The organism is Bradyrhizobium sp. BRP56, from assembly GCF_020194035.1.
In the GTDB taxonomy this organism is placed as follows: Bacteria; Pseudomonadota; Alphaproteobacteria; order Rhizobiales; family Xanthobacteraceae; genus Bradyrhizobium; species Bradyrhizobium australafricanum.
Window position 1 is genome coordinate 106,221 of the sequence record NZ_JADYVV010000006.1, and the last position, 24,791, is coordinate 131,011.

Sequence of the window (24,791 nt, forward strand, 5' to 3'; positions counted from 1 at the left end):
CTCCCGCCATCAGGCATGGTTGTTTCCGGCAATGACGGCGTCCGCCGGCCCGATCCTGCCGACGCATGAGCCGAAGCCGATGCTCGCAAAACCTTCCAGGCTGCAGCGGCCGCGGAAGGTAACCTCGTCGCCGTCCTCGAGGAAGCCGCGGCGCTCGCCGCTCGGAAGCACGGCCGGCCGTGATCCGGCGGCGGTGAACTCGAGCATGCTCGAAAGCTGCGCCGGGCTAGGCCCCGAAATGGTGCCAGTGCCGATCAGGTCGCCCGGCAGCAGATTGCAGCCGTTGATGCTGTGATGCGCGATCATCTGCGCCGGGGTCCAATACAGGTATTTGGCATTGGATGTGAGAATCGCCGCGGCGGGCTGGTTCGCGGCGCGCATCTGCGGGGTCGAGAGCAGGACCTCGAGGTGGACATCGAGTCCGCCGTGCGATTGATCGGCCGCGTCGAACAGATAGTCGAGCGGACGCGGATCGCCGTCCGGCCGTGCCAGCGCCGGGACACGGAACGGCGCCAGCGCATCCGACGTGACGACCCACGGTGACACCGAGGTGGCAAAACTCTTGCTGAGGAACGGTCCGAGCGGAAACATCTCCCAGCGCTGGATGTCGCGCGCCGACCAGTCGTTCAGCAGCGAATAGCCGACGATCTGCTGCGATGCTTCGGCGATCGGGACGGGATTGCCGAGCCGGTTGCCGGCAGCGAGGTAGAAGCCCATCTCGAGCTCGAAATCCAGCCGTTCGCACGGGCCAAAGCCCGGCGCTGCGCCCGCCACCGTGGGCGGGCGTTGCCCGAGTGGCCGTCGCACCATCCCGCGCCCCACTTGCACCGACGAGGCACGGCCGTGATAGGCGATGGGCACCCATTTGTAGTTCGCGGGAAGCGGATTTTCCGGCGTCAGCAGCGCGCCCGCCGCCCGCGCATGATAGATGCCGGCGTAGAAGTCCGTGTAGTTCGAGATGCGTGTGGGCAGATGCAGCGTCGCATCCGCGATCGACGTCAGCAATTCGGAGGCGCGGCGCCTGGTGTCATTGGCCGCGCTGCCCTGCCCCAGCAGATCGGCGGCGCCGCGGCGCAGCTCCCGCATCGCCATAGGTCCGAGCGCGAACAGCGCATTGAGCGTGCCTTGCTGGAGCGCCTGGCGGATCGGCGCCGCGAGGTGCTCATCGGAACCGAGCGCTCGCTTCAGGTCGAAGACGAAATCTCCGATCGCGGTGCCGATCCGCGGCTGCGTATCGGCCGCGGTGCTGAAGATGCCAAGCGGCAGATTCTGGATCGGGAAGTCGGTCGCGCCGCCGTTTGCCGTCTCGACAAAACTCCGCCGTGCCGGGTCGTGGGTCTCGTCGAGTTGAACTGCGTTGGTCATGCCGTCTTCCAGGTTCCTCGATCCGTGCCGTCCATCGTCACGAGGCCGCGGCTGCGAGAGCCGGGCGTTCGCTGGCCAAAACCGTTCCGATCTCGGATTGGATGAACTGCGCCGCAAACGCCTCGCGTTCGCGCGCAGCGCGCTCGCTGCGATCCGTTACCGAGAACAGCCAGACGAACAGGAAGGCGAGCGGCATCGAGACCAGAGCCGGATTGTCGTAGGGAAACAGCGCCGTCGGAAAGCCGAGGACGGCGACCCAGACCGTCTTGCTCAGCACGACCAGCACGACCGACGCGACGAGGCCCGCGAGACCGCCGGCGACGGCGCCGCGCGTCGTGGTGCCACGCCAGAACATCGCCATCGCCAGCACCGGAAAATTGCAGCTCGCGGCCACCGACAACGCAAGTCCGGCCATGAACGCCACGTTCTGGTTCTCGAAGGCGTAGGCCAGCAGAACCGCAACGACGCCGATGGCCACAGCCGAGACCTTCGAGACCAGCAGTTCGCGCGCTTCGGATGCCTTGCCGCCGGCCAGCACCTGGCCGTAGATGTCATGACTGACGGCGGAGGCGCCGGCGAGCGTCAGGCCGGCGACGACGGCAAGGATGGTCGCGAATGCCACCGCGGAGATGAATCCGAGCAGCAGCGGACCGCCCATCGCGTGGGCGAGATGGATCGACGCCATGTTCGGCCCGCCGACCAGATCGGCGATCTTGTTGAACTGCCCGGATGCCGCGACATTGAAATAGCTCGGATCCGTCATAAGGATCGCTGCGGCGGCAAAGCCCAGCACCGGAATGATCCAGCAGAAATACGCGACGCAGGCCGTCGCATAGAACACCGATTTGCGGGCCGCGGCGGCGTCCTTCACCGTGAAGAACCGCATAAGGATATGCGGCAGGCCGGCGGTGCCGAACACCAGCGCGAGGCCGAGCGAGATGGCGGACACCGGTTCGGCGAACAGTCCGCCGGGGACCAGAATAGCGGCTCCCTTGGGATGGACGTGGCTTGCGGCCTCCAGCAGCCGTCCGAGGCTGAACTCGAAATGCCACAGCGCAGCCAGCGCGAGCAGCGTTCCGCCGCACAGCAGCAGCACCGCCTTGGTGATCTGAACCCAAGTGGTCGCCTGCATGCCGCCCACGATCACATAAAGGATCATCAGCACGCCGACGCCGAGCACGGCGAAGATGTAGTTGATGCCGAAAAGCAGCTGGATCACCTTGCCCGCGCCGATCAGTTGCGCGATCAGGTAGAACAGCACAACGACGAGACTTCCGGTCGCGGCGACGAGCCGGACCGGCGTCCGCTGCAGGCGGAACGCGGCGGCATCCGCGAAGGTGTAGCTGCCCAGATTGCGCATGCGCTCCGACATCAGGAACAGCACTATCGGCCATCCCGTGAGAAAGCCGAGCGCGTAAATGAAGCCGTCGAAGCCGTTGGCGTAGACCAGCGCGGATATGCCGAGAAATGCGGCCGCCGACAGGAAATCGCCAGCGGTCGCCAGACCGTTCTGCAGGCGTGATCGCGTGTCCGGCGGTGTAGAAGCCCGCCTTCGATCCGGTGCTGCCGGCCGAGCGCCAGGTGATGACGAGCGTGACGGCGACGATAATCAGGAACATTCCGATCGCGATCCAGTCGGGCCCACGCGCCCCCGCGGCGGGCGCGCCCTGGGCCATCGCCGCGAATGGAAACACCACGCAAAGTGCGATCAGCAGCCATCTGGCGATCATCGGCCGAGCTCCCGATTGACTCTGCGCGCGAGTTCGTCGAAGCGCGTGTTCGAGCGCTGAACATAGAAGGCGGTGAAAGCGATGATCGCCGCAACCATGAGAAGGGCGAGCGCGAAGCCGAGCGGCATCGCGCTGCCGGCGAAACTCGCGCCGAGCGCGGCTTTCGCGGTCGAGATCAGCGCGACGAAGCCAAAGAACATGACTAGCGTCAGGATGGAGAGACACCATCGCAACCTCGCGCGGCCTGAGACGAGCTCTCTGAACGCGCTATCGGCAAGGATTTTCCGCGTGCGCTCGGGCGACAGTTGTGGCATCCGATTCCTCCCTCAGAGACATTTTCCGACCGTCGCGTCCTTCCGCGTGCGTTGCGCCGCAGGGATTCGGGGCTCGGGGCGTCTCTGTTCCGAGGCTCCGAGCATTAGAATCCGGACTACATCCGGCAAGGTGATATCCTGCCAAACTCCGGGTGATTTCATGCCATGCTGGGTGCGCCGCGATTGTCGCGCCATCGCCTATCTCGACATCCCGGGACGATGCACAAGCCGGACAGTCGTAATTCGCTGTCAGCCGACCTACGGGCTGTCGTCGATGCCTGGGCGGCAAAGCAGGACGATATTCCCGGCCGCTCTGAGGACGTCCGTCCGCCGGCTGGTCGAGTTCGGGCTAACTGTATCGCCCACGGCGTTGCGCGCTGAACGGCACAGCCCCGGGGAGCGCGCCCGCGAATTGGCAGGCGACGCACTCGACAAGGTGACCGACAGTACAGCCAGCCAAGACGATCAGGCCAGCCGCAAGCGCAAGCTCATCAAAGGGCCGGAGGCGTTTCACAAGATGCGCCGCGACAGAAAAATGATCGCAGCCTCAAGATCATTGCCCATAATAGGATCGAAAGCTGGCTCCGCGCGTTGATTAGTCAGCCCAAATGGGAGGTCAACAATGATTAAAGAGCGAGACCGACGGGCGCCGACGGCTGCGGAACGCGAAGCAAACAAGGCATTCAAGACTGTCAGGCCGAAGGATGCTATGACGGATTACGCCAAAGCGCAAAAAGCGGTCCATGATAATCGAGAGCGCCTGAAGGCCGAACGGCTGGCGCGGGAGGCAGAAGCGGCCAACCGCACAAAAGCAGACTAAGCGTCCCATGTGGATGATCACGGAGGACCAAAGTTTGTGAGGGTGAAATGGCCCTGCACTTCCGCCGAGTCGATACTGAACTGGAGATATGGATCGCAAGCAGCGACGACTATTCATTCGTCATCAGCAACGAGAGCCGGAGTGGACCTGGATTGCATGGAGAGCCGGGCTTTGTTGCATCATATCGCCCCGACTTTCTGAATATGCCAGCGGCTCACGTATCCGGGTCTCCCTTCAGTTCGTTCGCTGAAGCCGAACGGGCCTGCAACGCGTTCCTGGGGCGCCTCATCATTAAGGGATGACTACCGTTATCCGCCCGTCGCGGCTGTGGCTTCTTCTTCGGCATCGCCGTGGCCGGCCGTTGCAGTCTACGCCGGCAAAGCCAAAGAGCAGACCATCGCCGAATTCCTGCTCAACATCATCCCGAAATAATCCTTCGTGCCCGAAGCGTTTATCGGCTCGTTCAAAAGAAGGGCTTGCAGAGCAAATCGAAGTTTATCGATTGCGATACTGGTTCCGTAACTGGGCTCAATGCGCACGAGGTCCGTCATATGGGTCCAAGCCGACCTCGGCGGTCCGCTTCGCCTTGGTCGGCTTTCCTCCCGAAGGCGGACATTGCAACCTTCTGCAAAGTTCGGCTTTGGGCAGAAGCGGAAATCAGCTAACGGTCTACTTTGATAAGCGGCAGACGAGCTTCGAACGCGATCGTCGCTCATACGGTCTGGTTGCAGATTCGAGTCCCGCCGGATCCACCAGCAAATCAATTACTTGTCGGGTGATGTCCCTTCATCGCCCATTTGGCATCATCCACCCGAAATGCCTCACGCCTTCGCGGTAACCATTCTCCACAGCACCTCGGTCAGCACCGCGTAGCCCTTGTCGAGGGCCGCAGGCGCCGTGAACTCGCGCGGATTGTGGCTGAGCCCGCCCTCGCTCGGGACGAAGATCAGCGAGGACGGAACAGATTTCTGGATGGCCAGCGCGTCGTGGCCGGTGATGGTCTTGAACGTCATGGCCTTGAAGCCGAGATCCGCGGCGACAGAAAGAACCAGTGCCACGCCGCCGGGATCAAGCACGGTCCCCGCTCGCCTCTCGTCGGCAGCGATCGAGATACCAACGCCGATCTCGCCCGACTCACGCGCGATTCGCTTCAGAAAGCGATCGCTGATCGCCGAGACCACGGCTTCGGCCTCATGCCGGATCTCGAACCAGACCCGAACACGGCCCGCCACGACATTCGGCGAGTTGGGATAAACGCTGATGCGCCCCGCGGAGGCATGGGCGCCCGCAGTCTCCCTCGCGACCTCCTGGTACAGCGCCTCGATAGCCCGGGCCGCTGCGCGCAGTGCGTCGCGGCGGAGCGCCATCGGCATCGGTCCGGTGTGCGAGTAGTCGCCTTCGAACATCACCGATATCTTGCGCGTCATCCACGCGCCGGACACTGCGGCAATGTCGCCAGCCGCCTGCTCCAGGCGATCGCCCTGCTCCACATGCAACTCGACATAACGCACCGGATTGTGTTCGAGCGGCGTCGTCCCGCAATAGCCGATCGCGGACAGCGCCTCGCCCAGGGTGACGCCCTCTGCGTCGCTGCACGCATATGCATCCTTCAGGCTCAGGGCGCCGGCGAAAACCGAGCTGCCGGTCAGGCTGGGCTGGAAGCGGGCACCCTCCTCATTGGTCCAGTTCACGACGGCGAGGTTGCGTCGCGCGGCGCCGGGATTGTCACGGCAACGCTCCCTGACGGCCTCGACCGCGAGGATCCCGGCGAGCACGCCGAAGACCCCGTCATATCGCCCTCCCGTCGGCTGGGAATCGAGGTGCGAGCCGGTCATGACGACGTCCGTGGACGCCGGTGTCAGCATCGCCACGCCGAACAGATTGCCGATCGCATCGATCCTCGGAACAAGGCCGCGATCGGCGATCTCGTGCAAGAAGAGGTCCCTCGCCTCCTTGTCGCGCGCCGTTCCAGCCAGCCGACACACGCCACCGTCGTCGGTCGCACCGATCCTGGCAAAGCGCGCGATGAGGTCATGCAATGCGGTCATGTCTGCTCCAGCGATGCGATCCAGTTCCTCAGCTCGGTCTGCCGGCAATCATGGCTCAGAATGTCGCGGTGAAGTGCCAGTTTCCAGGCGAGATCGCCACGCCGTTCGTCCGCCTCGAGCGCCGAGAGGTCGCCGGCATAACGCGCGAGCGCGTCCAGATCGGCAAAGAAACCCTCGTCAACCAGGAGCTGTCCGTAGCGCCGGATGACGGCGACGACGTCGTGCAGGCGATATTCGGGATGATACTGCACACCCCAGAATAGCCCGCGACCGAAACGGATCTCCGCCGCCTGAACCTCGCACATGTTATTCCAGGCGGTGACGGTTGCGGACTGCGGAAGGCGGGTGACAATATCGCTGTGGATGGCCGGCGCGTCGAACACCGCCGCACGGCCAGCATGCATGGGATGAGCGCGGCCTTCAGCCGTTAGCATGATCCTTCGCGCGAATCCGACCTCGCGTCCCGCCGGGTTGAGACCGACCTCGCCGCCCGCTGCGACAGTAGCGAGCTGCAAGCCCCAGCACGAGCCGAACATTGGCACTCCGCGAACGAAGATCTCGCGCACGAGGTCGATCTGCCGCAGCGCTTCGACCTCTCGCTGGTAGATATTGAGGGCCGATCCCGTGATCGCGATGCCGTGGTAAGCTTCGAGCGGTTGCGGCAGCGCGAAGCTCGCATCCGCCGGTGTCGCGATGTCGACGACGACGCGAGGTGCAAGCGACCGCAGGACCGCCGCATAGCTCTCCGCAGGCATTGCGCCCGCCGTCTCGGCGATCCGTCGCCGGCCGGCCAGCGTGTTGCCCTCAAGAACGAGCAGCCTCAGCACGGCTCAGCTTCCAAGATCGCCTCGAATGGCGGCCAGCGTCAGCTGCTTGAACTCCGGCTCGGTCAACGGCCGCGGATTGGCACCCGCCGTCGGATCCTTGACGGCATCGGCCGCAATCGTTCCGGCGTCGGTCTCCTTCACCCCGAGCTCGGCGAGCGTATGCGGCACGCCGAGCTTCTTGCGGAAGGCCAGCAGCCAGGACAGCACGGCATCGAAGTCTTGGCTCGGCAGGTTGAGCGCGCGGGCAATGTGCGGAATCTTGTCGGCGATCGCAGCCTTGTTGCAGACCAGGACATAAGGGAAGACCACGCCATTGGTCAGCCCGTGATGAGTATCGTATCGGGCGCCGACCGGATGGGATATCGAGTGGATCGCGCCCAACCCCTTCTGGAACGCGGTGGCTCCCATCGAGGCCGCGGCGAACATGTAGGCGCGTGCTTCGAGGTCGCGACCGTTCTCGACCGCGCGCGGTAGATAGTTATCGACGATCTTCATCCCCTCCAGCGCGATACCGTCGGCAAGCGGGTGAAATGCCTTGACGCAGTAGGCCTCGAAGCAGTGCGACAGCGCATCCATGCCGGTTGCCATGGTGAGAAACGGCGAGAGACCGACCGCGAGCTCGGGATCCTCGATTGCGATCCTGGGCATCATCATGGGATGGAAGATGATCTTCTTCTCATGGGTATCCTCACGAGTGATCACACCGGCGCGGCCGACCTCGGACCCCGTGCCTGCCGTCGTCGGCACCGCAATGATCGGCGCGATGCCCTTGGTGTTGGCGCGCGTCCACCAATCGCCGACGTCCTCGAAATCCCAGACCGGGCGCGACTGCGCCACCATGAACGCCACGCATTTGCCGACGTCCAGCGCCGAACCTCCGCCCACCGCAATCACGCCGTCATGACCGCCGGCCTTGAAGGCTTCGACGCCGGCCGTCAGGTTGGTTTCGGTCGGATTGGTCTTCACGTCGGAAAACACGGCGAGCGGAATGCCCGCCTCGCGCACACGGTCGACGATGCTGGCGATGAGATCGGTCTTGGCAAGCCCGTGATCGGTGACCAGCAATGGCCTCGTGAGGCCGTTGGTCTGGCACGCCTCGGGAAGCTCGGCAATGCGGCCCGCGCCGGTGACGACGCGCGTCGGAAAATTCCAGGCGCCGGTGATCTGAACGTCCATGTGCTGCTCTCAATGCTCAATGCTCGATGCGAAGGTGGAATGATCTTGGGCGAGTCAGCGCCTCGAAGCCGAGGCGCGACATGCCGACACCACGTCCGGTGTCCTTGAGGCCGGTCCACGCCAGGGCGGGATCGACATAATCGCAGCGGTTCATGAATACGGTGCCCGTTGCGATGCCGTCACCGATACGTTCGGCTGCGGCGGCGTCCTCGGTCCAGACCGATGCAGTCAGGCCATAGGGGCTGTCGTTCATTAGGCCAACCGCCTCCTGATCGGAGGAGACCTTCATGAGGCCGACCGCAGGCCCGAAGCTCTCCTCCATCATCACCTGCATGGAGTGATCGACGCCGACCAGGACCTGAGGCATCAGATAGGCCGTACCGATCTTGTCCGCCGGGAACCGGGCCGGATCGATCAGAGGCTGCGCGCCTTTTGCGACGGCCTCGCCGATGTGCGCGCGGACGGTATCGGCAAAGCGTGTCGCCGCCATCGGGCCGAGCGTCGTGTCCTGCGACAGCGGGTTGCCCAGCCGGTAGCGCGCGGTCAGGCCGGCAAAGGCGTCTACAAAGGAGTCATAGATCCGCTCATGCACGTAAATCCGCTCGATGCCGCAGCAGCATTGGCCGGAGTTGTAGAAGGCGCCGTCCACGAGCTGCTCGACCGCGAAATCGAAATCGGCATCCGGCCGCACATAGGCCGGATCCTTGCCGCCGAGCTCTAGCCCGAGGCTGATGAATGTCCCGGCCGCCGCCCGCTCGACCGCCCGGCCGCCGGCGACCGAACCGGTGAAGTTCACATGGTCGACCGAGCGCGATGAGATCAGCTCACTGGTCATGACATGGTCGAGCGTGAGCGTCCTGAACACCCCCTTGGGCAGGCCGACCCGGTCCAGCGCCGCCTGGAAGCGCTCACCGACCAGCAGGGTCTGCGCGGCATGCTTCAGGATCACGGCGTTGCCGGCCAGCAGCGCCGGCACGATGGTGTTGGCCGCGGTGAGATAGGGATAGTTCCAGGGCGCGATCACCAGCACGATGCCGGCTGGAACGCGCTTGATCATGCGGCGGAAGCCGGGCTGCCCGGTCGGCACGATCGGCGTCAGCGCTTCATCGCTGAGCTCGACCAGCACGCGGACGCGCTCCTCCAGGCTGCGCAGTTCGCCGCCATAGCGCACCGGCCGGCCCATCTGCATCGCGAGCTCCGGAACGACCTCGTCGTTCTGCGCCCGCATCTCGTGCAGGAAGGCGAGCATCATGGCCTTGCGCTCGGCGAGCGATATGCTCGACCATTCCTGCTGCGCTTTCCGTGCTTGCGCGAGAGCCGCGATGACCTCGGCACCCGTTGCGACAGGCCGCCGGGCAACCTCGCTGCCGTCGACCGGCGAAATGCAGACGATATCGTTCACGTGATGTCACTCGTTTTGGAAGGGAGGATCCGTCTCAAATGATCTCGAAGTAGCGAGCGAGCTCCCAGTCGGTGATGGCCTTGCGGAACTCGCGCTCCTCCCACTGCCGCGTCATCGCGTAGTGATCGACGAAGACGTCGCCAAACAGGTTGCGCGCCGCCTGCGAGGCGACCAGCCGGTCGGCCGCCTCCGACAACGTGCGCGGAAACGCGCGCTCGGGCGGATGCTTGCGCTCATAGGCGTTGCCGATGATCGGCTCGTCCGGTTCGATCCTGTGCTCGATTCCCCAGAGGCCCGATCCGAGCGCGGCCGCGATCGCCAGATACGGATTGATGTCGGCGGCAGCGACGCGGTACTCGACGCGCTGGCTGGCCGGCTTGCCGGGAATGACGCGCAACGCGCAGGTCCGGTTCTCGATTCCCCAGGTCGCGTCGGTCGGTGCCCAGAAGCCGGGGATCAGGCGCGAGTAGCTGTTCACGGTCGAGGCCACCATCGCGAGCAGCTCCGGAAGCAGCGCCTGCTGGCCGCCGACGAACCAGCGCATGATGTCGGACATGTCGCCGGGCCTGCCGCCCTGGTGAAACACCGGCTTGCCGTCCCGGTCGCGCAGCGACAGATGCAGATGCCCGGATTGTCCGGGATAGGCGTTCGACCATTTGGCCATGAAGGTGAGCATCTTGCCCTGACGCTCGGCCCAGACCTTGGAGAAGGTCTTGAACAGCACGGCGCGGTCGGCGGCCGCGAGCGCATCGGTGTATTGGATCGCGGCCTCCAGCACGCCGGGTCCGGTCTCGGTGTGCAGGCCTTCGACCGGCATGTCCATCTCGTTGCAGAGCTTGAGCAGCGAGCGATGAAATTCGGACTCGACGGAGGCGCGCAGCATGGAATAGCCGAACCAGCCCGGCGTGAGATTCCTCAAGCCGCGAAAGCCCTTCTCGCGCACGCTGTGCGGCGTCTCGTCGAACACGAAGAACTCGAACTCCGCGGCCACGGACGGCGAGAATCCCATGCCCTCGGCGCGGTCAATGACGCGCCGCAGCAGCCGGCGCGGACACACCCCCGCCGCGGCGCCCTCGAATTCACCGAGGAAGAACAGCATGTTCTCTTCCGTCGGCACATTGCGGCAGGTCGAAGGATCGATGCGCGCGGTCGCGTCGGGAAAGGCCGTATGCCAGCCGGTGAATGCACAGTTGTCGTACATCTGGTCGTTGGAGTCCCAGCCGAACACGATGTCACAGAAGCTGAAGCCGGCCTCCAGCGCGCCGACGAACTTGTCGCGCGCGAGATATTTTCCGCGAATGACGCCGTCGAGATCGACGATGCCGAGCTTGACGTGGGAGAGGCCCCGCTCCTCGACAAGGGCCTTCGCCTCGGCGATAGTTCGTACGCTTCTTGCATCCATGATCTTCAAATCTTCGGCTTCTGTGGCATCGCGGGCTATCGGCGATCGCGTCACGACGCGGCCACCTCGCGCAACTCCTCGTCGCACGCGGTGATGAACATGTCGGCGTGGTCCTTGCCGAAGCACAGCGGCGGACGAATCTTGAGCGTGCTGCCGAACGGACCGGCAGCACCGATCAGGATGCCGCGCCGGCGCAGGCGATTGATCAGCAGGCTAGCGAGCTCCGGCGCGGGCTCCTTGCTGTCGCGGTCGCGCACCAGCTCGAGCCCGATGAACAGGCCGGCACCACGAACGTCTCCGATGGTCATGTGGCGATTGCCGATCTCGCGCAATCCATCCATCAGGTGACGGCTGACCTCGCGCGCATTCTGCATCAAGCCCTCGTCCTCGATGACGTCGAGCACGGCAAGGCCTGCGGCCGCGGCCACCGGGTTGCCGCCGAAGGTGTTGAAGTACTTCACTTCCGCGGCAAAGCGATCGAGCAGCGCGGCGCGCATGGCGACGCCTCCCATCGGAAAGCCGTTGCCCATGGGCTTGCCCATCGTGACGATGTCGGGGACGACGCCATGGCGCGCGAAGCCCCACATCGCCGCCCCGGTTCGTCCGAAGCCTGGCTGCACCTCGTCGGCGATGAACAGTCCCTGACGTTCGTGCACGAGCTTCACGGTGGGGGCCAGGAAGCCGGCAGGGTCGGCATAGATGCCATCGCTCGAAAAGATCGTGTCCACCAGCAGCGCAGCAAAGCCGAAGCCGCTTCGCTCGAGATCGGTGATCGCTGCGGCAACGCTGTCGGCAAAGCGCTGGCCGGGATCGCCGACCGGATTGCGATACATCTCGGGTGCGGGAACTGCCCGCACGTGGGGCGGCAGCGGCTGACCGGGACGCGAGGACGGCGAGACATCGGTCACTGCGGCGCTATTGCCGTGATAGGCGGTCTCCGTGACAATGAAGCCCATCCGCCCGGTTGTCACTTTCGCGACCCGTAACGCAAGGTCATTCGCCTCGCTGCCGGTGCAAGTCAGGACCAGATGATCGATCCCGCGCGGAAACGTCGCCAGGAGACGCTCCGCATAGCCATCGACGACGTCGTTGAGATAGCGTGTGTGCGTGCTGAGCAGGCCGGCCTGACGGCTTATCGCCTCGACAACGCGCGGATGCGAATGCCCGACCGACGGGACGTTGTTGTAGAGATCGAGATAGCGCCGACCATCGACGTCGAACATATAGACGCCTTCGGCGCGAGCCATCCTGATCGGCTCCTGATAGAACAGCACCGAGGCTTTTCCGAACGAACGCAGGCGTCGTTGCACCGCCTCGCCGAGCGCTGGGTCGATTGACGACACCCGGCTCTGATCGAAGGCGTTCAACGCCAGAATCGCTTTCTCCTGCTGCATCGCCTGCCTTTCCTTTGGCCCGCGGCCTGCGCGGACCAAAGCCGTCCCCTGCGGCGATCATTCCCCAGCCGTTCCACCGCGACCTTGGATCTATGTGCGAATCCCCACAACTGAAAAGCAGATTGCAGGCAAGAGACACCAGAACGTCAGACATGCGCTCCGCATTCCAAAGCCATACTTCATATGTTTCAGTGCCTTATGTGATCGCCATGATTCCTTTGCGAATTCCATAGGCAGCACGGCGCCCAAAAAATGAGGAATATGCCACACAATTGATGTGGACTCACAACATCACTTGGGGAACGATCATGGCACGGACGCTGGAGAGGTTTGCAGCCGGAGAGACAGCGGAATGACGAGTGACGCCCCTGCTGCGGCCGACAAGCGGCCACGAAAGGCCGACGGCGACCGCCTCTCGAAGCTCGCGCGCCACAAGCACATCATCTCGCAACTCACCGCCGCGCCGACGCTGCGGGCTTCCGAGCTCGCCGCCGTGCTCGGCGTCTCCGGCGAGACCATCCGGCGCGATCTGATGGAGCTTCAGGAGCAGAAGCTCATCAACCGCACCTATGGCGGAGCGTCCCGTCCCTTCGCGCTCGAGCCGGCGCTGACCGATCGCAAGGCGATCATGATCGCCGAGCGCGAGGCGATGGCCGCGGTGATCGCCGACCTGATCCTGCCGAACGAGGTGTTGATGCTCGGCGCCGGCGCGACCACGTTTCACATCGCGCGACGGCTGGCCTCACGCGCGCACGACATCACCGTGATCACCCATGATTACGCCATTGCGGCCGCGCTAGCCGTCAATCCGTCGATCCGCGTGCTCTGCTGTCCCGGCCGCTATCACCCCACCGAAGGTTATGTGTTCGGCACGCAGACGATCGCGAACATCAACAGCTATGAGGCCAACCGCGCCATCGTGAGCGCGACCGGCATCAGCGCGCGCGGCGCGAATGATGCCGACGATGAGGCCGGCGCCATCTATGGCGCGATGGCCAAGCGCGCCGCAGAAGCCATCCTGGTGGCCGATCACGGCAAATTCGACCAGCGTGCGCTCACCGTCTTCGCACATTGGACCGATATCGATCGCCTGGTTACCGATCGGCAGCCAGAGGGAGCTCTGGCAACCGCTCTCCGTGAAGCCGGAACGGAGATCATCGTTGCGCAACCCTGAGAAAGGCCCAGCCATGGCACGCCTGACATCTGTTGCTTCCCGCGAGGAACACACCGGCCTTCATGCTGGCAACGACAAGGGCCCCGGTCCCACGCAGGATTGGCGGACCCGGATCGGACGCCTCGATCTCGAACTCGTCGGGCCGGACCACGCCTTTGCCCGCAACTGGGAACGCGTTGCCTGCATCCACGATGCCGCCTATGTGCTGGTGTTTCCGCAGACTGGATGCGTCGCATTCAGCCAGGACAGCCGCATCGGGATCGCACGTCCCGGCGAATATGTCCTGCTCAGCGAGCTCGCCTTCTACGAATTGTCGTCTGACAAGACCGCACGCTTCCTGATGTTGCGGATTCCGGCCGCCGAGCTGCGCGGCCGGCTCGTCTCGGTTGAAGATCACATCAGTCGCCGCTTCAAGCCAAACGAACAGATGACGCACCTGCTGGCGGGCATGATCCGCAGCGTGGCCGAACTGTTCGTCGCCTCACCGCCGCCGAACCCCCAGGCGCTCGCGACCGAAATGATCAGCTTCGTCGCGCTGACCATCGGATCGGAGGATCGCGGCGCCGCAACCGATGTGCGCAACGCGCGCTATCACCTGCGCCGCCGGATCGTCGACTTCATCGAGAGCCATCTCGGTGACCAGTCGTTGTCGCCGAAGAAGATCGCGGCGTCGAGCCGCATCTCGCTCAGTTATTTGTACAGCCTGTTCAACGACAACGAGACGACGGTCAGCCAGTTCGTCCAGACCAAGCGGCTGCAGCGGGCGTATGAAATCCTAGTCGCCGATCCGAAGGGCCGGCGGACCGTCTCGGAGGTCGCCTACGAAGTCGGCTTCAAGAACGTGTCGCATTTCTCCCGCTGCTTCAGCCGGCACTTCAAGGTGGCGCCCCGCGACGTTCGCCAGGCGCCCGTGTCGGCGCCGCAGCCGGCCGCTGGCGTGCGCTCGCCGCAGCCGAGGAGCCCTGCCGCCCGAGTGGCGCGGCGCAATGGATTCGACTCCCCCTATTGGGAGATCGACAAGCAGTCGGTCCACGAGACCGCGTAACGCCCCATCCCAAGGCAAGGCGTCGTGCGTCCCGCGACGTCGGCACGCCTCCCGCCCGGAGCGACCATTGGACGACATTCAAGACAGATTATCCGCAAGCGAGCTCGCTTCGTTCTTCAACGAGCTTGCCGACGTGGCCGGACGAATCGCCGTGACGCACTTCCGTTCCCGCGTCGATTTCGAGCGCAAGCCGGACCTGACGCCGGTCACGATCGCCGATCGTGCGATCGAAATGGAGCTACGGCAGCTGATCGGTTCGCGCTTCCCCGATCACGGCATCCTCGGCGAGGAGATGGGATCGACGGCCGGGGACCGCTACACGTGGTATCTCGATCCGATCGACGGAACGAAGAGCTTTATCTCCGGCATGCCGCTGTTCGGCACGCTCGTCGCGCTCGCCGACGAGAGAGATGGATCGATCACCGCCGGCATGATCGATATGCCCGCGCTGGCCGAGCGGTGGTACGGCACCCGGCAAGGCACCACCTTCAACGGCAAGCTGGCAAGGGTGAGCCGCACCACGCGACTGGAAGACGCGCAGATCTACACGTCATCGCCGGACTTCTTCACGCCGAGCGACTGGGCCCGCTACGATGCGCTCAGCCAGAAGGCCATGTTCCGGCGATTTGGCGGCGACTGCTACCAATATGGCCTGCTCGCATCCGGCCACTGCGATCTCGTGGTCGAAACCTCCCTCAAGTCGTTCGACTTCATGCCGCTGATTCCGGTGGTCGAGGGCGCTGGCGGCATCGTCCGCGACTGGCAGGGGCGGCCGCTGTCGCCGGAATCCGATGGCCGGATCATCGCGGCCGCGAACGACAGCCTGCTCGAGCAGGCGCTCGCGATCCTCAATCAATAACTGCGGAAGCCCTCCTGTCGCGCGGCTCAGACGAGCCGCAACCAGCCATCCCAGCGGGGATCGTACATCACGTCGCGGGCACGCATGTATTTCCAGACGCCGTACTTCTGATAGTCGAAATCCCAGTCCTTGAGCTTCCTGTTCACGACCGCCCATGACGCCCATTTCAGATCGGCGAGCGCTCGGTTGAGTATCACGCGCGCGACCATCTGCGGCCGCACCTCGCCCAGATATTGCTCGATCAGGGCCTCCGTCAGATGCTCGTCGAAGAACATCTCGGCGAACAGGACGCCGAGCTCATAGCTACGCTCGTTGTTGGATGCGAACTCATAGTCGATCAGCTTCATCGGCTTTGGGGCGCCTGATTCCGCCGAGATCAGGAAATTGCCCGGCATCGGATCGTTGAAGCACGGCACGAGATCGAGACCCGACGCCAGGAACGCCGACTTGGCCTGATTGTAGCGATGCATCAGCCAGGACATGTCCTGCGGGAAATGCGCGCCGAGCTCCCTGCCCTGCTCGATATGTTCCTCGATCATGTCGAAGATGGTCTTGGTCTGGCCAAGCTTCGGGCCGGCATGCAGGCGGCGGTAAAGGTCGAGAACGTCGGCCTGGATGGCGGCATCGCCGAAATCGGCATTGGTGCAGGCGCGATAGCCTTCGAGGAACTCGCTGATCTCGAGCCCGTCCGTGGCGTCGAAAAAGATCACCTCGGGCGCAACGCCCATGGCGTGGGCATTGCGCGCAGCCTCGTTGGCGGTCACGCGATCGATGAACATCTCCGAGCCCTCGCCGGGCACCTTGATGAAGTAGCGCCGTCCATCGCCGGATATCTCGACCAGCCAGTTCTGATTCATGAGGCCGCCGACCAGCGGGGTATAGGCCGCCCCCTTGCCGTGCCATTGCGGCACGCGGGCGATCGCTGCCTCGATATTGCGCTCGTGGACTGTCGCTCCCTCGCCGAGCTTCCTGCGGACAGTCATGCGATCCTCCGAAGCATCTCGCCAAAGCGCGGCTCCCGGACCGTCATGCGGCAACGTACGAAGCGCCAGCTGGCGAACTTGTAAAACTCAAAGGTGTTGCGCGCCGACCGCGCGGCGAGCACGGCGCCGATCAGGCCCCAGCGCAGATCATCCGCCATGCCGTAGATGCGGGCGCGGCTGAATGCGCGCTCGTCGAATCCGCCGGCGTTGCGGCTGAAGGCGTCGCGCGCCTCCGGCTCCTGCGCGAAGGCTTCGACGAGGAAGCTGCCGAGGTCCTCCAGCGGGTCGGCCGTCGTGGCGCGATCCCAATCGATCAGGCGAACCTCGCCGGTGTCGCTGATCAGAATGTTCGAGACATTGCCATCGCCATGGATTGGCACCGGTTTGATGTCGAGTTTCCTCAAGGCATCGGCCGCAAAACGCAGCTCCTTGACCAGCCATTCCGCATCAGACGGCAGTTGCGCCTTCGCGGCCTTTGCCGCCTCGTAGAAATGCTCGATCTCGTCGAAGACTCCCATGCGCCGCGGCAGAGGCGCCCCTGCCTGGAACAGGCGCCGCGCCGCGATGACCGCGTCGACGATCTTCGGCTCCAGCATCCGCTCCAGCGTGCCGACCCGCCAGCCACGGTTGAGATCTTCCATGACCAGAAGTCCCGCGTCCGGATCCGCCGCAAGCACCTTGGGACCGATACCGAGATCGGATGCGCGCCGGGCCGCTTCGAACGCGCAGGCCACGTCGATGTAGAGCTTGGCATCCACATCCATGTTCTTGATGAAGATGCTCTCGCCGCTTCCGTTCCTGGTGGCGCGCCAGGGAGCGCCGTCGACCCCGCGCCAGCTTGGCGAGGCGAGGACCGGAATGGCGGGCTCGATCACGATATCGCCCGTCCCCCATCCCGGGAGCCCGGCAATGTAGTTCCGGACCGTGGCGATTTGCGTTCCAGATTGGCTCATGACGACTTCTGATCTCTCGCGGGTGTCGTTCGGCCCGCCTGTCGCGGGCCTCCCGGTTTGATGACAAATTCGATCAAGACAGATGCAAAAGGGATGCCTCGCACTCCACCAAATCATGCCCTTGCGGCAGCGGCACTACCCCGACAGGGGCGACTTTCGCTATCCGGACACTGATCCAGAACGCCATTTGTCGAGGCCAAGATGTCTGCTGCGGAACTGATCGGGATGAGCCTTGCGGGGCTGACGGAGGCCTACGCATCGCGCGCATTGTCGCCGGTGGAGGTGTTGCGAACCGTGCTCGGCCATGCCGAGGCGGTCAATCCCGCGATCAATGCGCTGTTCTGCTTCCGTCCGGAGCAAGCCATCGCAAGCGCGCAAGGCTCGGAAGCGCGATGGAAGGTGGGAACCGCGCTGGGTCCGCTCGACGGCGTCCCCATGACGGTCAAGGACAGCGTCGCCATGATCGGCTGGCCCTATTTTCACGGCATCGGCGCCAACCGTGCCCTGCCGCCGTCCAACTACGATTCGCCGCCGGCGATCGCGCTCCGCGAGGCCGGCGCGGTGATCTTTGCCAAGACCACGATGCCGGATTGCGGCCTGATGGCGTCGGGCATCAGCTCGCTGCACGGCGTTACCCGCAACCCCTGGGGGCTCGCCTGGAATACCGGCGGCTCGTCGGCCGGCGCAGGCGCCTCCGTCGCCGCTGGCGCCGGCTATGTTTCCGTCGGCACGGATATCGCGGGCTCGGTCCGCCTTCCGGCCGCCCATTGCGGACTGGCCGGACTGAAGCCGACCCATGGCCGTGTGCCGCATTTGCCGGCCGACACCATGCGCATGGCAGGCCCGATGGGTCGCAGCGTGGATGATATCGCGCGCCTGCTGACCGTGCTGACGCGGCAGGACGAGCGCGACATCTGGAGCCTGCCCGCCGATGGCGTGCGCTATCACGAGCATCTGAAGCGCGACGTGAAGGGACTGAAGATCGGCGTCCTCACCGACATGGGCTTCGGCATGAAGGCCGAAGCTACGGTTCGCAGCGCGGTCGATGCGGCCGGCAAGCTGCTCGCCGGCGCCGGCGCGATCGTCGAGCCGTTCACCTCTCCGCTCACCGACGACGCCTATGCGCCGATCGACCTGTTCCTCCAGGTGCGCGGCTATCTCGAATATGCATCGCTGCCGCCGCATGGCGACACCGCACGCGACATCAATCCCTACGTTCGCGCATGGTGCCTTGGCGGGGCGAAACATTCGGGCGCCGACCTCTACCGGGCGCTGGGCCAGATCGCCAAGATGAAGGCGGCGCTGCTCGCGGCCTTCGAGGGCTGGGACTATGTCATCGCCCCGACGCTACCGGTGGTGAATTTCCCGGCCGAGGAGCCCGGCGTGTCGCGTGAGATGCCGCTCGCGCACACGCTGTTCACCGCCATGTTCAACCAGACCTGCCAGCCCGCCTCCACCGTCTGCATGGCATTCGATTCCCGCCATCTGCCGATCGGCGTCCAAGTGACCGGGCACCGCTTCGACGATCTCGGCGTGCTGCAGGTGACCAAGGCGCTGGAGGACATGCGCTCGTTCGCGATGGACTGGCCGTTCAAGCCACGGCCCTGAGCGCTCAGGCCGCGGCCTGCGCCGGCTCGCCGTCGAGAAGGTGGCAGGCGGCGAAGCGCCCCGGCGCGTGTTCGACCAACTTCGGCGTCTCCAGCCGGCAGCGGCCGAACGCCTTCGGGCAGCGCGAGGCAAAGCTGCATCCCGCCGGGATATCGATCGGGCTCGGCGGCTCGCCCTCCAGCAAGAAGTCCGCCGGGTTGAACGGCTTCTCCTCCAGCGTCGGGGCGGCCGAGAGCAATGCCTTGGTGTAGGGATGCTGGGGATCGAAGAACAGCTCGCGGTTGTCGGCGATCTCGACCATCTCACCGAGATACATCACGGCAATGCGGGTGCAGACCCTGCGCACCATTGCGAGATCATGGGAGATGAAGACATAGGTGAGGTCGTTCTTCTCCTGCAGATTCGAGAACAGGTCGATCAGCCTTGACTGCTCGCGTTGATCCAGCGCGGACAAGGTTTCGTCGAGGATCAGCAGCTTGGGATCGAGGATCAGGGCACGCGCGATCGAGATGCGCTGGCGCTCTCCGGTGGAGAGCGTGTTCGGGAGCTGGTCATAGAGCTCGGCGGCAAGACCGACCTCGGCCATCGCTGCGATGACCCGGCTGCGCAGGTCCGCGCGGGCGACATTGCCGCGGATCAGCAGGCTCTCCTCGATCATGCGGCCGACGGTGGTGCGCGGCGGCAGCGCGTTGTACGGATCCTGCAGCAGCAGCTGGAATTCGCTGCGGGTGCGGATCAGCTCGCGCGGCGACAACGCCCCGAGCGACGTGCCGTTGAGGACGATGCTGCCGTTGTCGGGAACCTCCAGCCAGGCCAGCAGGCGCGTGAGGGTCGACTTGCCGCAACCGGATTCCCCGACGATGCCGAAATTCTCGCGCGGCATGATGTCGAGCGTTACGCCGCGCACCGCCTGCACGTTGCTGTAGGTATTGAACGTCCCCCGCTTGCGCGCGCGATAGGTCCGAACAACGTGCTCCACCTTCATCAGCGGCACTTCGTCTTGCGCCTTGCGGCGGGCCAGCGGGCCCTCGGTGGTCGCCCACATGCGCGGCACACTGGCAATGGCCTTGCGCGTGTAGTCGGTCTGTGGCGAGGCGAGCAGGCCGGCAAACGCTTGCTGCTCGACGAACCGGCCCTGATGGAGCACGGCCGTGCGGTCGCCGAACTGGCCGAGCGTGGGCAAGGAAGACGACAGATAGATTGTCGCCATCCTGTGGCGCAGGCACAGGTCGTGGAGCAGCGCCACGATCTGTGCCGCTATGGTGACATCGAGCGGCTGGGTAATGTTGTCGGCGATCAGGACGGCGGGCTCGGCGCAGATCGCGTCCACGATCATCGCGCGCTGCATCATGCCGCCGGAAAATTTTGCCGGGTAGTCCCAATAGCGCTCCTTCGGCGATGGAATCCGGACCTCGCCGAGGAGCTGCACGACCCGCTCGCGGCATTCGCGCGGATTCCATTCGGGCCTGACGCTGTGCAGCTTTTCCGCGATCTGGGTGCCGACCGGTATCGTCGGATCGAGCGAGCTTTGCGGCTTGGAGCCGATATAGGCGATGTCGCGGCCGATCCGCACCTCGCGCGCCCCGGCGCCGAGAATGTCGTGGCCGGCGAACGTGACCCGTCCGGAGCGATACGCCAGACTTTCCGGCAGCCAATTCGCCAATGCGCGGCTGAGCACGGTTTTGCCGGCGCCGCTTTCGCCATAGATGCCGAAGATCTCCGACGTGTTGAGGCGGAAGGAGATGTGATCGAGGATCGGCGCGGCGCCCGGCGCCGAAGCACCGACCGTGAGGTCGTCGACCTCCAGAATGAGCGAGAGATCCATCTCAGAGACCCCCATAGATGCGGTTGCGCGCCTTCTCGAGCGCCGACCCCATCAGGTTGATCGAGGTAAGCGCGATAGCCAGGAACACGCCCGGCGTGGTCGCGATCCACCAGGCATTGATCAGGTATTTGCGGGAGTCGGCGATGATGCTGCCGAAGCTCGGCGTCGGCGGCTGGATGCCAAGCCCCAGGAAGCCGAGGATCGCTTCGAAGATCATCATGCGTGCGACGTCGAGCACGGCGACGAATGCGATCGGCGGCAGGATGTTCGGCGCGGCGAACAGAAACAGGATCCGCCAGTCCCCGGCGCCGAGCACGCGCAGACCGCGGACATATTCCTTGCCGCGCTCGGTGACCGCGGCGCTGCGCGCCACGCGCGCGTAGAGCGGCCAGCCGGACAGCGCCAGCACGATTATGATGGTCGGCACCGTCGGCCGCGACACGCCGAGAATGGTGATCGCCAGGATGATCATCGGAATCGACAATTGGGCATCGGTGATCCGCATGATGACGGTGTCCCACCATTTGCCCTTGAAGCCGGCGAACAGGCCAAGGCCGCAGCCGATGACAAAGATGAGCAGGACCGTGACGACGCCGACCAGCAGCGAATAGCGCAGGCCGATCAGGCTGCGCATCAGCATGTCGCGGCCGAGCTGATCCGTACCCAGCGGATGATCCCAGGTCCATTTGTCGCCGAGAAAGACCGGCGACATGAACTTGTCCTTCACCACCATCTTGGTCGCACTGATCGAGGACACCTCGGGATAGATGGCCGAGGCCAGCACCAGCGCCATGAAGATGAAGAAACCGATCTTGAAGCTCGGCATGCGCCAGGCGGCGGCCATGATGCGGCGGTTGACGGAACGGATTGGGGCCGCCGGCAAGGCGGGCTCCTCGGCGATGATCGTGGTGGCCGTCATGCTCAGATCTCCACGCGGGGATCGACCAGATAGGCGACCAAATCCACGATGATATTGATGAAGACAAAGACGGCGCTGGTCGTGATGGCGATGCCCTGGATGACCGGAAAGTCGCGCCCGACGACAGAGACCACGGTCAGATTGCCGAGGCCAGGATAGTCGAAAATGTATTCGATCACGAGAACGCCGCCGATCAGCGTCGAAAGCTGGATCCCGAGCAGGTTGACTAGCGGCACTGCCGCGTTGCGCAGGGCGTGCGAATAGACGATGCGGCGGCGAGACAGGCCGCGCACCCGCGCCTCATCGATGAACGGCGCTTGCATGACCTCGCCGAGCGAGGTCGTCAGCGTGCGGATGATGAAGGGGGCGATCTCCACCGCGAGCACGAAGGCCGGCAGGATGACATAGGAAAATCCCTGGTAACCGAGCGCCGGCAGCAGCTTCAGCTTCACCGACAGAAACAGGATCAGAACGATCGCGAGCCAGAAATTCGGAATCGAGACGAACAGCGACTGCATTCCGAACGCCAACGCATTCTGCCAGCGATGCTGGTGCAGCCCGCCCGCGATGCCGATCGGAAACGACAGCAGCAGCGCGAACACGAGCGCCATTCCGCCCAGTTGCAGCGTGAACGGCAGGCGTTCGAGGATGAGATCGATCACCGGCGCCATATCCGACTTGGTCGGGTCAACATACTGCCCGCCGGTCGCGATCATGCCGCTGCGCGGCCGCAAATAGGATTGCCCGAGATCGCCCTGTACCAGCCCGCGCATGTACCGACCATATTGCACGATGATGGGGTCGCGCAGCCCCATCTTGGTCGCGACCTTCTCGACCACGTCGGCCGGCGCCATGCCGCCGACGATCAGGCGCACGGGATCGCCCGGCACCACGCGCAGCAGCGTGAAGATGATCAACGACGTGATGACGACGATCAGGATGCCCTGCGCGATCCGCTTGACCAGGAATTCCAGGATCAACATCGAGAAGAGCTACCCTTGCAATTCATGAGGACCAGACCCGACCAGTCCGGCCTGCGTTCGCGAACCGGCAGGCCGGGCGTACCCGGCCTGCCGAGCAATCATCATGCCAATGTTGCCTTGGTCATGTCCTGCATGCCGTTCGGATAGATGTACAGACCATCCAGCTTCTTGCTGTAGGCATGGATGAAGACCGAGGTGAACAACGCGAGCGCCGGGGCCTTCTTGGCGATGGTCGGCAGCGTCTCGGTCTGCAGGATCTTCTTGCGCTCCTCGATTGTCGTGGCGTTGCGCTCCTTGTCCAGCACCGCGTCGATGTCCTTGTCGACGATGCCGGTGATGCGCTTGGAGGAGGAGTGGAAGTGGGTGCGCAGGACGAGATCCGGCTCGGGCGAGCCGGTGCACCAGCCGCAGTCGATCATGTTGCCCTCACCGCCGCCGGGCTTGTCGTAAAGCAAATTACCCCACGCCGCGACTTCGAGCGTCTGCAGATTGACCTTGAACCCCTGCTCCTGGAGCATGCCGGTAATCAACTCGGCATATTCCTTCGTCTTCGGATAGAAGCCGACCGACGTGTAATAGGTGAGCTCGGGCAGGCCCTGGCCTTTGGGGAAGCCGGCCTCCGCGAGCAGCTTCTGCGCCTTGTCCGGATCGAATTCAGGATAGTCGGCCACCTCGGCATAGCCGAACTTGACCGGCGAGATGTGCGCCTTGGAATAGATGCCGGAGACGCCGAGCACGTCGAGCACCTGCTTGCGGTCGATCGAGTAGCATGCGGCGAGGCGAATGCGCGGATCGTCGAACGGCTTCTTCGAGCAGCGGAAGAACAGGTATTTGTTCTCGACCGAAACCGCCTTGTGGATGCTGAAGCGGGCATCCTTCGAGATGGTCTCGACCTGCTCCTGCTCGAGCCGCTCGATGATGTCGGCCTCGCCGTTCAACAGCGACAGCGTGCGCGTCGTGGTGTCACCGACGAAGTGATACTCGACACCCGGGATCTTCGCTGCGCCGAGGAAGAAGTCGGGATTGGCGGCGAGAACGGTGGTGTCACCTTTCTGCTCGACATATTTGTAGGGGCCCGTGCCGTTCATGCGCGCCGAGAGCTGCGCCTTGTTGGCAACGTCCTTGGCCGACATGATCGGCAGGAAGGACGACAGGTAGTAGTAGAGCGTCGCCGGATAGCCCTGCGCCTTGGTGTTGATGTGGCAGGTGTAGTCGTCGACGACGTCGACGGTGACGAGACCGGGGTACCACTGCGCCGGACGATCGGGTTGGCAGCCATATTCATAGGTCGCCTTGACGTCGGCCGCTGTGAACGGGGTCCCGTCATGAAATTTGACGCCCTTTCTGAGTTTCACCTCCATCGTATAGGTGTCGATGGGCTTCATCGATTCAGCCAGCTCGAAGATCAGCTCGTCCGGCTTCTCCGGCCGCATCGGCGCCCGCGTCAGATAGCCGAACACGAAGCCCTCGACGATGAGCTGGCCGAGATTGGTATGGGTGGTTGGGTCCCAGTTGCCGGTCAGCGCTTCCGCGCCGAGAAAGCGCAGTGTCTTGCCTTCGGCGGCAAAGGCGGAATTCACAAGAAAGTCGGGATTGACCCGCCCGAAGCCGAACGCCGCGGCCCCGGCCAGTCCCCCTAACATCAAGTCTCTGCGGTTGATCATATGGTAATCCCTCGATGATTTCGGCAACGCTGAAACTGCTCTCGAGGCCGCAAGGCACTCAGCCGTTTCGATCGTCTTGCACAAATCGTGGCTTTCACGCCTGCAAAGCCTAGACCAAAGGCCGCAATCGCCCGATTCCTGCTGCTCCACGATTCCGTTGCTGACACTCCCGGGGCGCCGCAGTCGCGCACGGAGATTTTCCGCTCCCGGAAGCATGGCGCACACCGGCAAGGCAAGGACGCCTTTCCAATGTGCAGCACACAAATCATGGATGCACAGAGCAGCAACGCCGTGCAGGCA

Annotated in this window: 19 protein-coding genes and 1 pseudogene; 5 read left to right on the forward strand and 15 right to left on the reverse strand. The window is 64.2% G+C overall.

What is annotated here, in order from left to right:
• Positions 1-9: 9 nt before the first annotated feature.
• From fahA to I6F38_RS06765, 3 genes and pseudogenes are all read right to left on the reverse strand, one after another.
• Complete coding sequence (gene fahA, locus I6F38_RS06755) at positions 10-1,365, reverse strand: fumarylacetoacetase (RefSeq protein WP_225159576.1); 1,356 nt, start codon at positions 1,363-1,365, stop codon at positions 10-12.
• A gap of 37 nt (positions 1,366-1,402) precedes the next feature.
• Positions 1,403-3,041: pseudogene (gene actP / locus I6F38_RS06760) on the reverse strand (cation/acetate symporter ActP).
• Positions 3,042-3,091: 50 nt separating this feature from the next.
• Positions 3,092-3,409 (reverse strand): DUF485 domain-containing protein, encoded by a 318-nt coding sequence (locus I6F38_RS06765; protein ID WP_225159577.1) that lies wholly within the window; start codon positions 3,407-3,409, stop codon positions 3,092-3,094.
• Positions 3,410-4,031: 622 nt separating this feature from the next.
• Here I6F38_RS06765 and I6F38_RS06770 point away from each other — a divergent pair.
• A complete protein-coding gene (locus I6F38_RS06770; protein ID WP_076834229.1) occupies positions 4,032-4,229 on the forward strand; it encodes a hypothetical protein in 198 nt (65 codons plus the stop codon).
• 821 nt (positions 4,230-5,050) lie between these two features.
• Here the strand turns inward: I6F38_RS06770 and I6F38_RS06775 are convergent.
• The 6 genes from I6F38_RS06775 to I6F38_RS06800 are packed head-to-tail and all read right to left on the reverse strand — an operon-like array spanning position 5,051 to position 12,478.
• Positions 5,051-6,277 carry a Zn-dependent hydrolase gene (locus I6F38_RS06775; protein WP_225159578.1) on the reverse strand — a complete coding sequence of 409 codons (1,227 nt, stop codon included), beginning with the start codon at positions 6,275-6,277 and terminating at the stop codon, positions 5,051-5,053.
• Positions 6,274-7,104, reverse strand: coding sequence for a type 1 glutamine amidotransferase (locus I6F38_RS06780; protein WP_225159579.1), 831 nt, complete (start codon positions 7,102-7,104; stop codon positions 6,274-6,276). Before I6F38_RS06780 ends, I6F38_RS06775 begins: the two co-directional genes overlap by 4 nt.
• 3 nt (positions 7,105-7,107) lie before the next feature.
• Positions 7,108-8,280 (reverse strand): iron-containing alcohol dehydrogenase, encoded by a 1,173-nt coding sequence (locus I6F38_RS06785; protein WP_168856093.1) that lies wholly within the window; start codon positions 8,278-8,280, stop codon positions 7,108-7,110.
• A 16-nt stretch (positions 8,281-8,296) separates the two neighbouring features.
• The gene (locus I6F38_RS06790; protein ID WP_225159580.1) at positions 8,297-9,682 is read right to left on the reverse strand and encodes an aldehyde dehydrogenase family protein; all 1,386 of its coding nucleotides are present in this window, start codon (positions 9,680-9,682) and stop codon (positions 8,297-8,299) included.
• Positions 9,683-9,716: 34 nt separating this feature from the next.
• Positions 9,717-11,084 carry a glutamine synthetase family protein gene (locus tag I6F38_RS06795; RefSeq protein ID WP_225159581.1) on the reverse strand — a complete coding sequence of 456 codons (1,368 nt, stop codon included), beginning with the start codon at positions 11,082-11,084 and terminating at the stop codon, positions 9,717-9,719.
• Positions 11,085-11,134: 50 nt separating this feature from the next.
• Positions 11,135-12,478: an aspartate aminotransferase family protein gene (locus I6F38_RS06800; protein WP_225159582.1), complete on the reverse strand. Its 1,344-nt coding sequence runs from the start codon at positions 12,476-12,478 to the stop codon at positions 11,135-11,137.
• Between the two features lie 352 nt (positions 12,479-12,830).
• Between I6F38_RS06800 and I6F38_RS06805 the strand changes: the two genes are divergently transcribed.
• From I6F38_RS06805 to I6F38_RS06815, 3 genes are all read left to right on the forward strand, one after another.
• The gene (locus tag I6F38_RS06805; protein ID WP_092083044.1) at positions 12,831-13,652 is read left to right on the forward strand and encodes a DeoR/GlpR family DNA-binding transcription regulator; all 822 of its coding nucleotides are present in this window, start codon (positions 12,831-12,833) and stop codon (positions 13,650-13,652) included.
• 13 nt (positions 13,653-13,665) lie between these two features.
• Positions 13,666-14,697 (forward strand): helix-turn-helix domain-containing protein, encoded by a 1,032-nt coding sequence (locus I6F38_RS06810; protein WP_057020606.1) that lies wholly within the window; start codon positions 13,666-13,668, stop codon positions 14,695-14,697.
• Between the two features lie 67 nt (positions 14,698-14,764).
• Positions 14,765-15,556 carry an inositol monophosphatase family protein gene (locus I6F38_RS06815; protein ID WP_168856097.1) on the forward strand — a complete coding sequence of 264 codons (792 nt, stop codon included), beginning with the start codon at positions 14,765-14,767 and terminating at the stop codon, positions 15,554-15,556.
• A 26-nt stretch (positions 15,557-15,582) separates the two neighbouring features.
• Here I6F38_RS06815 and I6F38_RS06820 read toward each other — a convergent pair whose 3' ends face one another.
• Positions 15,583-16,539 (reverse strand): choline/ethanolamine kinase family protein, encoded by a 957-nt coding sequence (locus I6F38_RS06820; protein ID WP_225159583.1) that lies wholly within the window; start codon positions 16,537-16,539, stop codon positions 15,583-15,585.
• Entirely contained in the window at positions 16,536-17,492 is a 957-nt protein-coding gene (locus I6F38_RS06825; protein ID WP_063790183.1) for a phosphotransferase, read from the reverse strand. Before I6F38_RS06825 ends, I6F38_RS06820 begins: the two co-directional genes overlap by 4 nt.
• Positions 17,493-17,693: 201 nt before the next feature.
• Here I6F38_RS06825 and I6F38_RS06830 point away from each other — a divergent pair, with 201 nt between their 5' ends.
• Positions 17,694-19,100 (forward strand): amidase, encoded by a 1,407-nt coding sequence (locus I6F38_RS06830; protein WP_225159585.1) that lies wholly within the window; start codon positions 17,694-17,696, stop codon positions 19,098-19,100.
• Between the two features lie 4 nt (positions 19,101-19,104).
• Here I6F38_RS06830 and I6F38_RS06835 read toward each other — a convergent pair whose 3' ends face one another.
• The 4 genes from I6F38_RS06835 to I6F38_RS06850 form a co-directional block, all read right to left on the reverse strand.
• Positions 19,105-20,925: an ABC transporter ATP-binding protein gene (locus tag I6F38_RS06835; protein ID WP_225159587.1), complete on the reverse strand. Its 1,821-nt coding sequence runs from the start codon at positions 20,923-20,925 to the stop codon at positions 19,105-19,107.
• Position 20,926: 1 nt separating this feature from the next.
• Complete coding sequence (locus I6F38_RS06840) at positions 20,927-21,844, reverse strand: ABC transporter permease (RefSeq protein ID WP_057020612.1); 918 nt, start codon at positions 21,842-21,844, stop codon at positions 20,927-20,929.
• 2 nt (positions 21,845-21,846) lie between these two features.
• A complete protein-coding gene (locus I6F38_RS06845) occupies positions 21,847-22,827 on the reverse strand; it encodes an ABC transporter permease (protein ID WP_225159588.1) in 981 nt (326 codons plus the stop codon).
• Positions 22,828-22,928: 101 nt separating this feature from the next.
• The gene (locus I6F38_RS06850; protein ID WP_092083051.1) at positions 22,929-24,491 is read right to left on the reverse strand and encodes an ABC transporter substrate-binding protein; all 1,563 of its coding nucleotides are present in this window, start codon (positions 24,489-24,491) and stop codon (positions 22,929-22,931) included.
• Between the last annotated feature and the right edge of the window lie 300 nt (positions 24,492-24,791).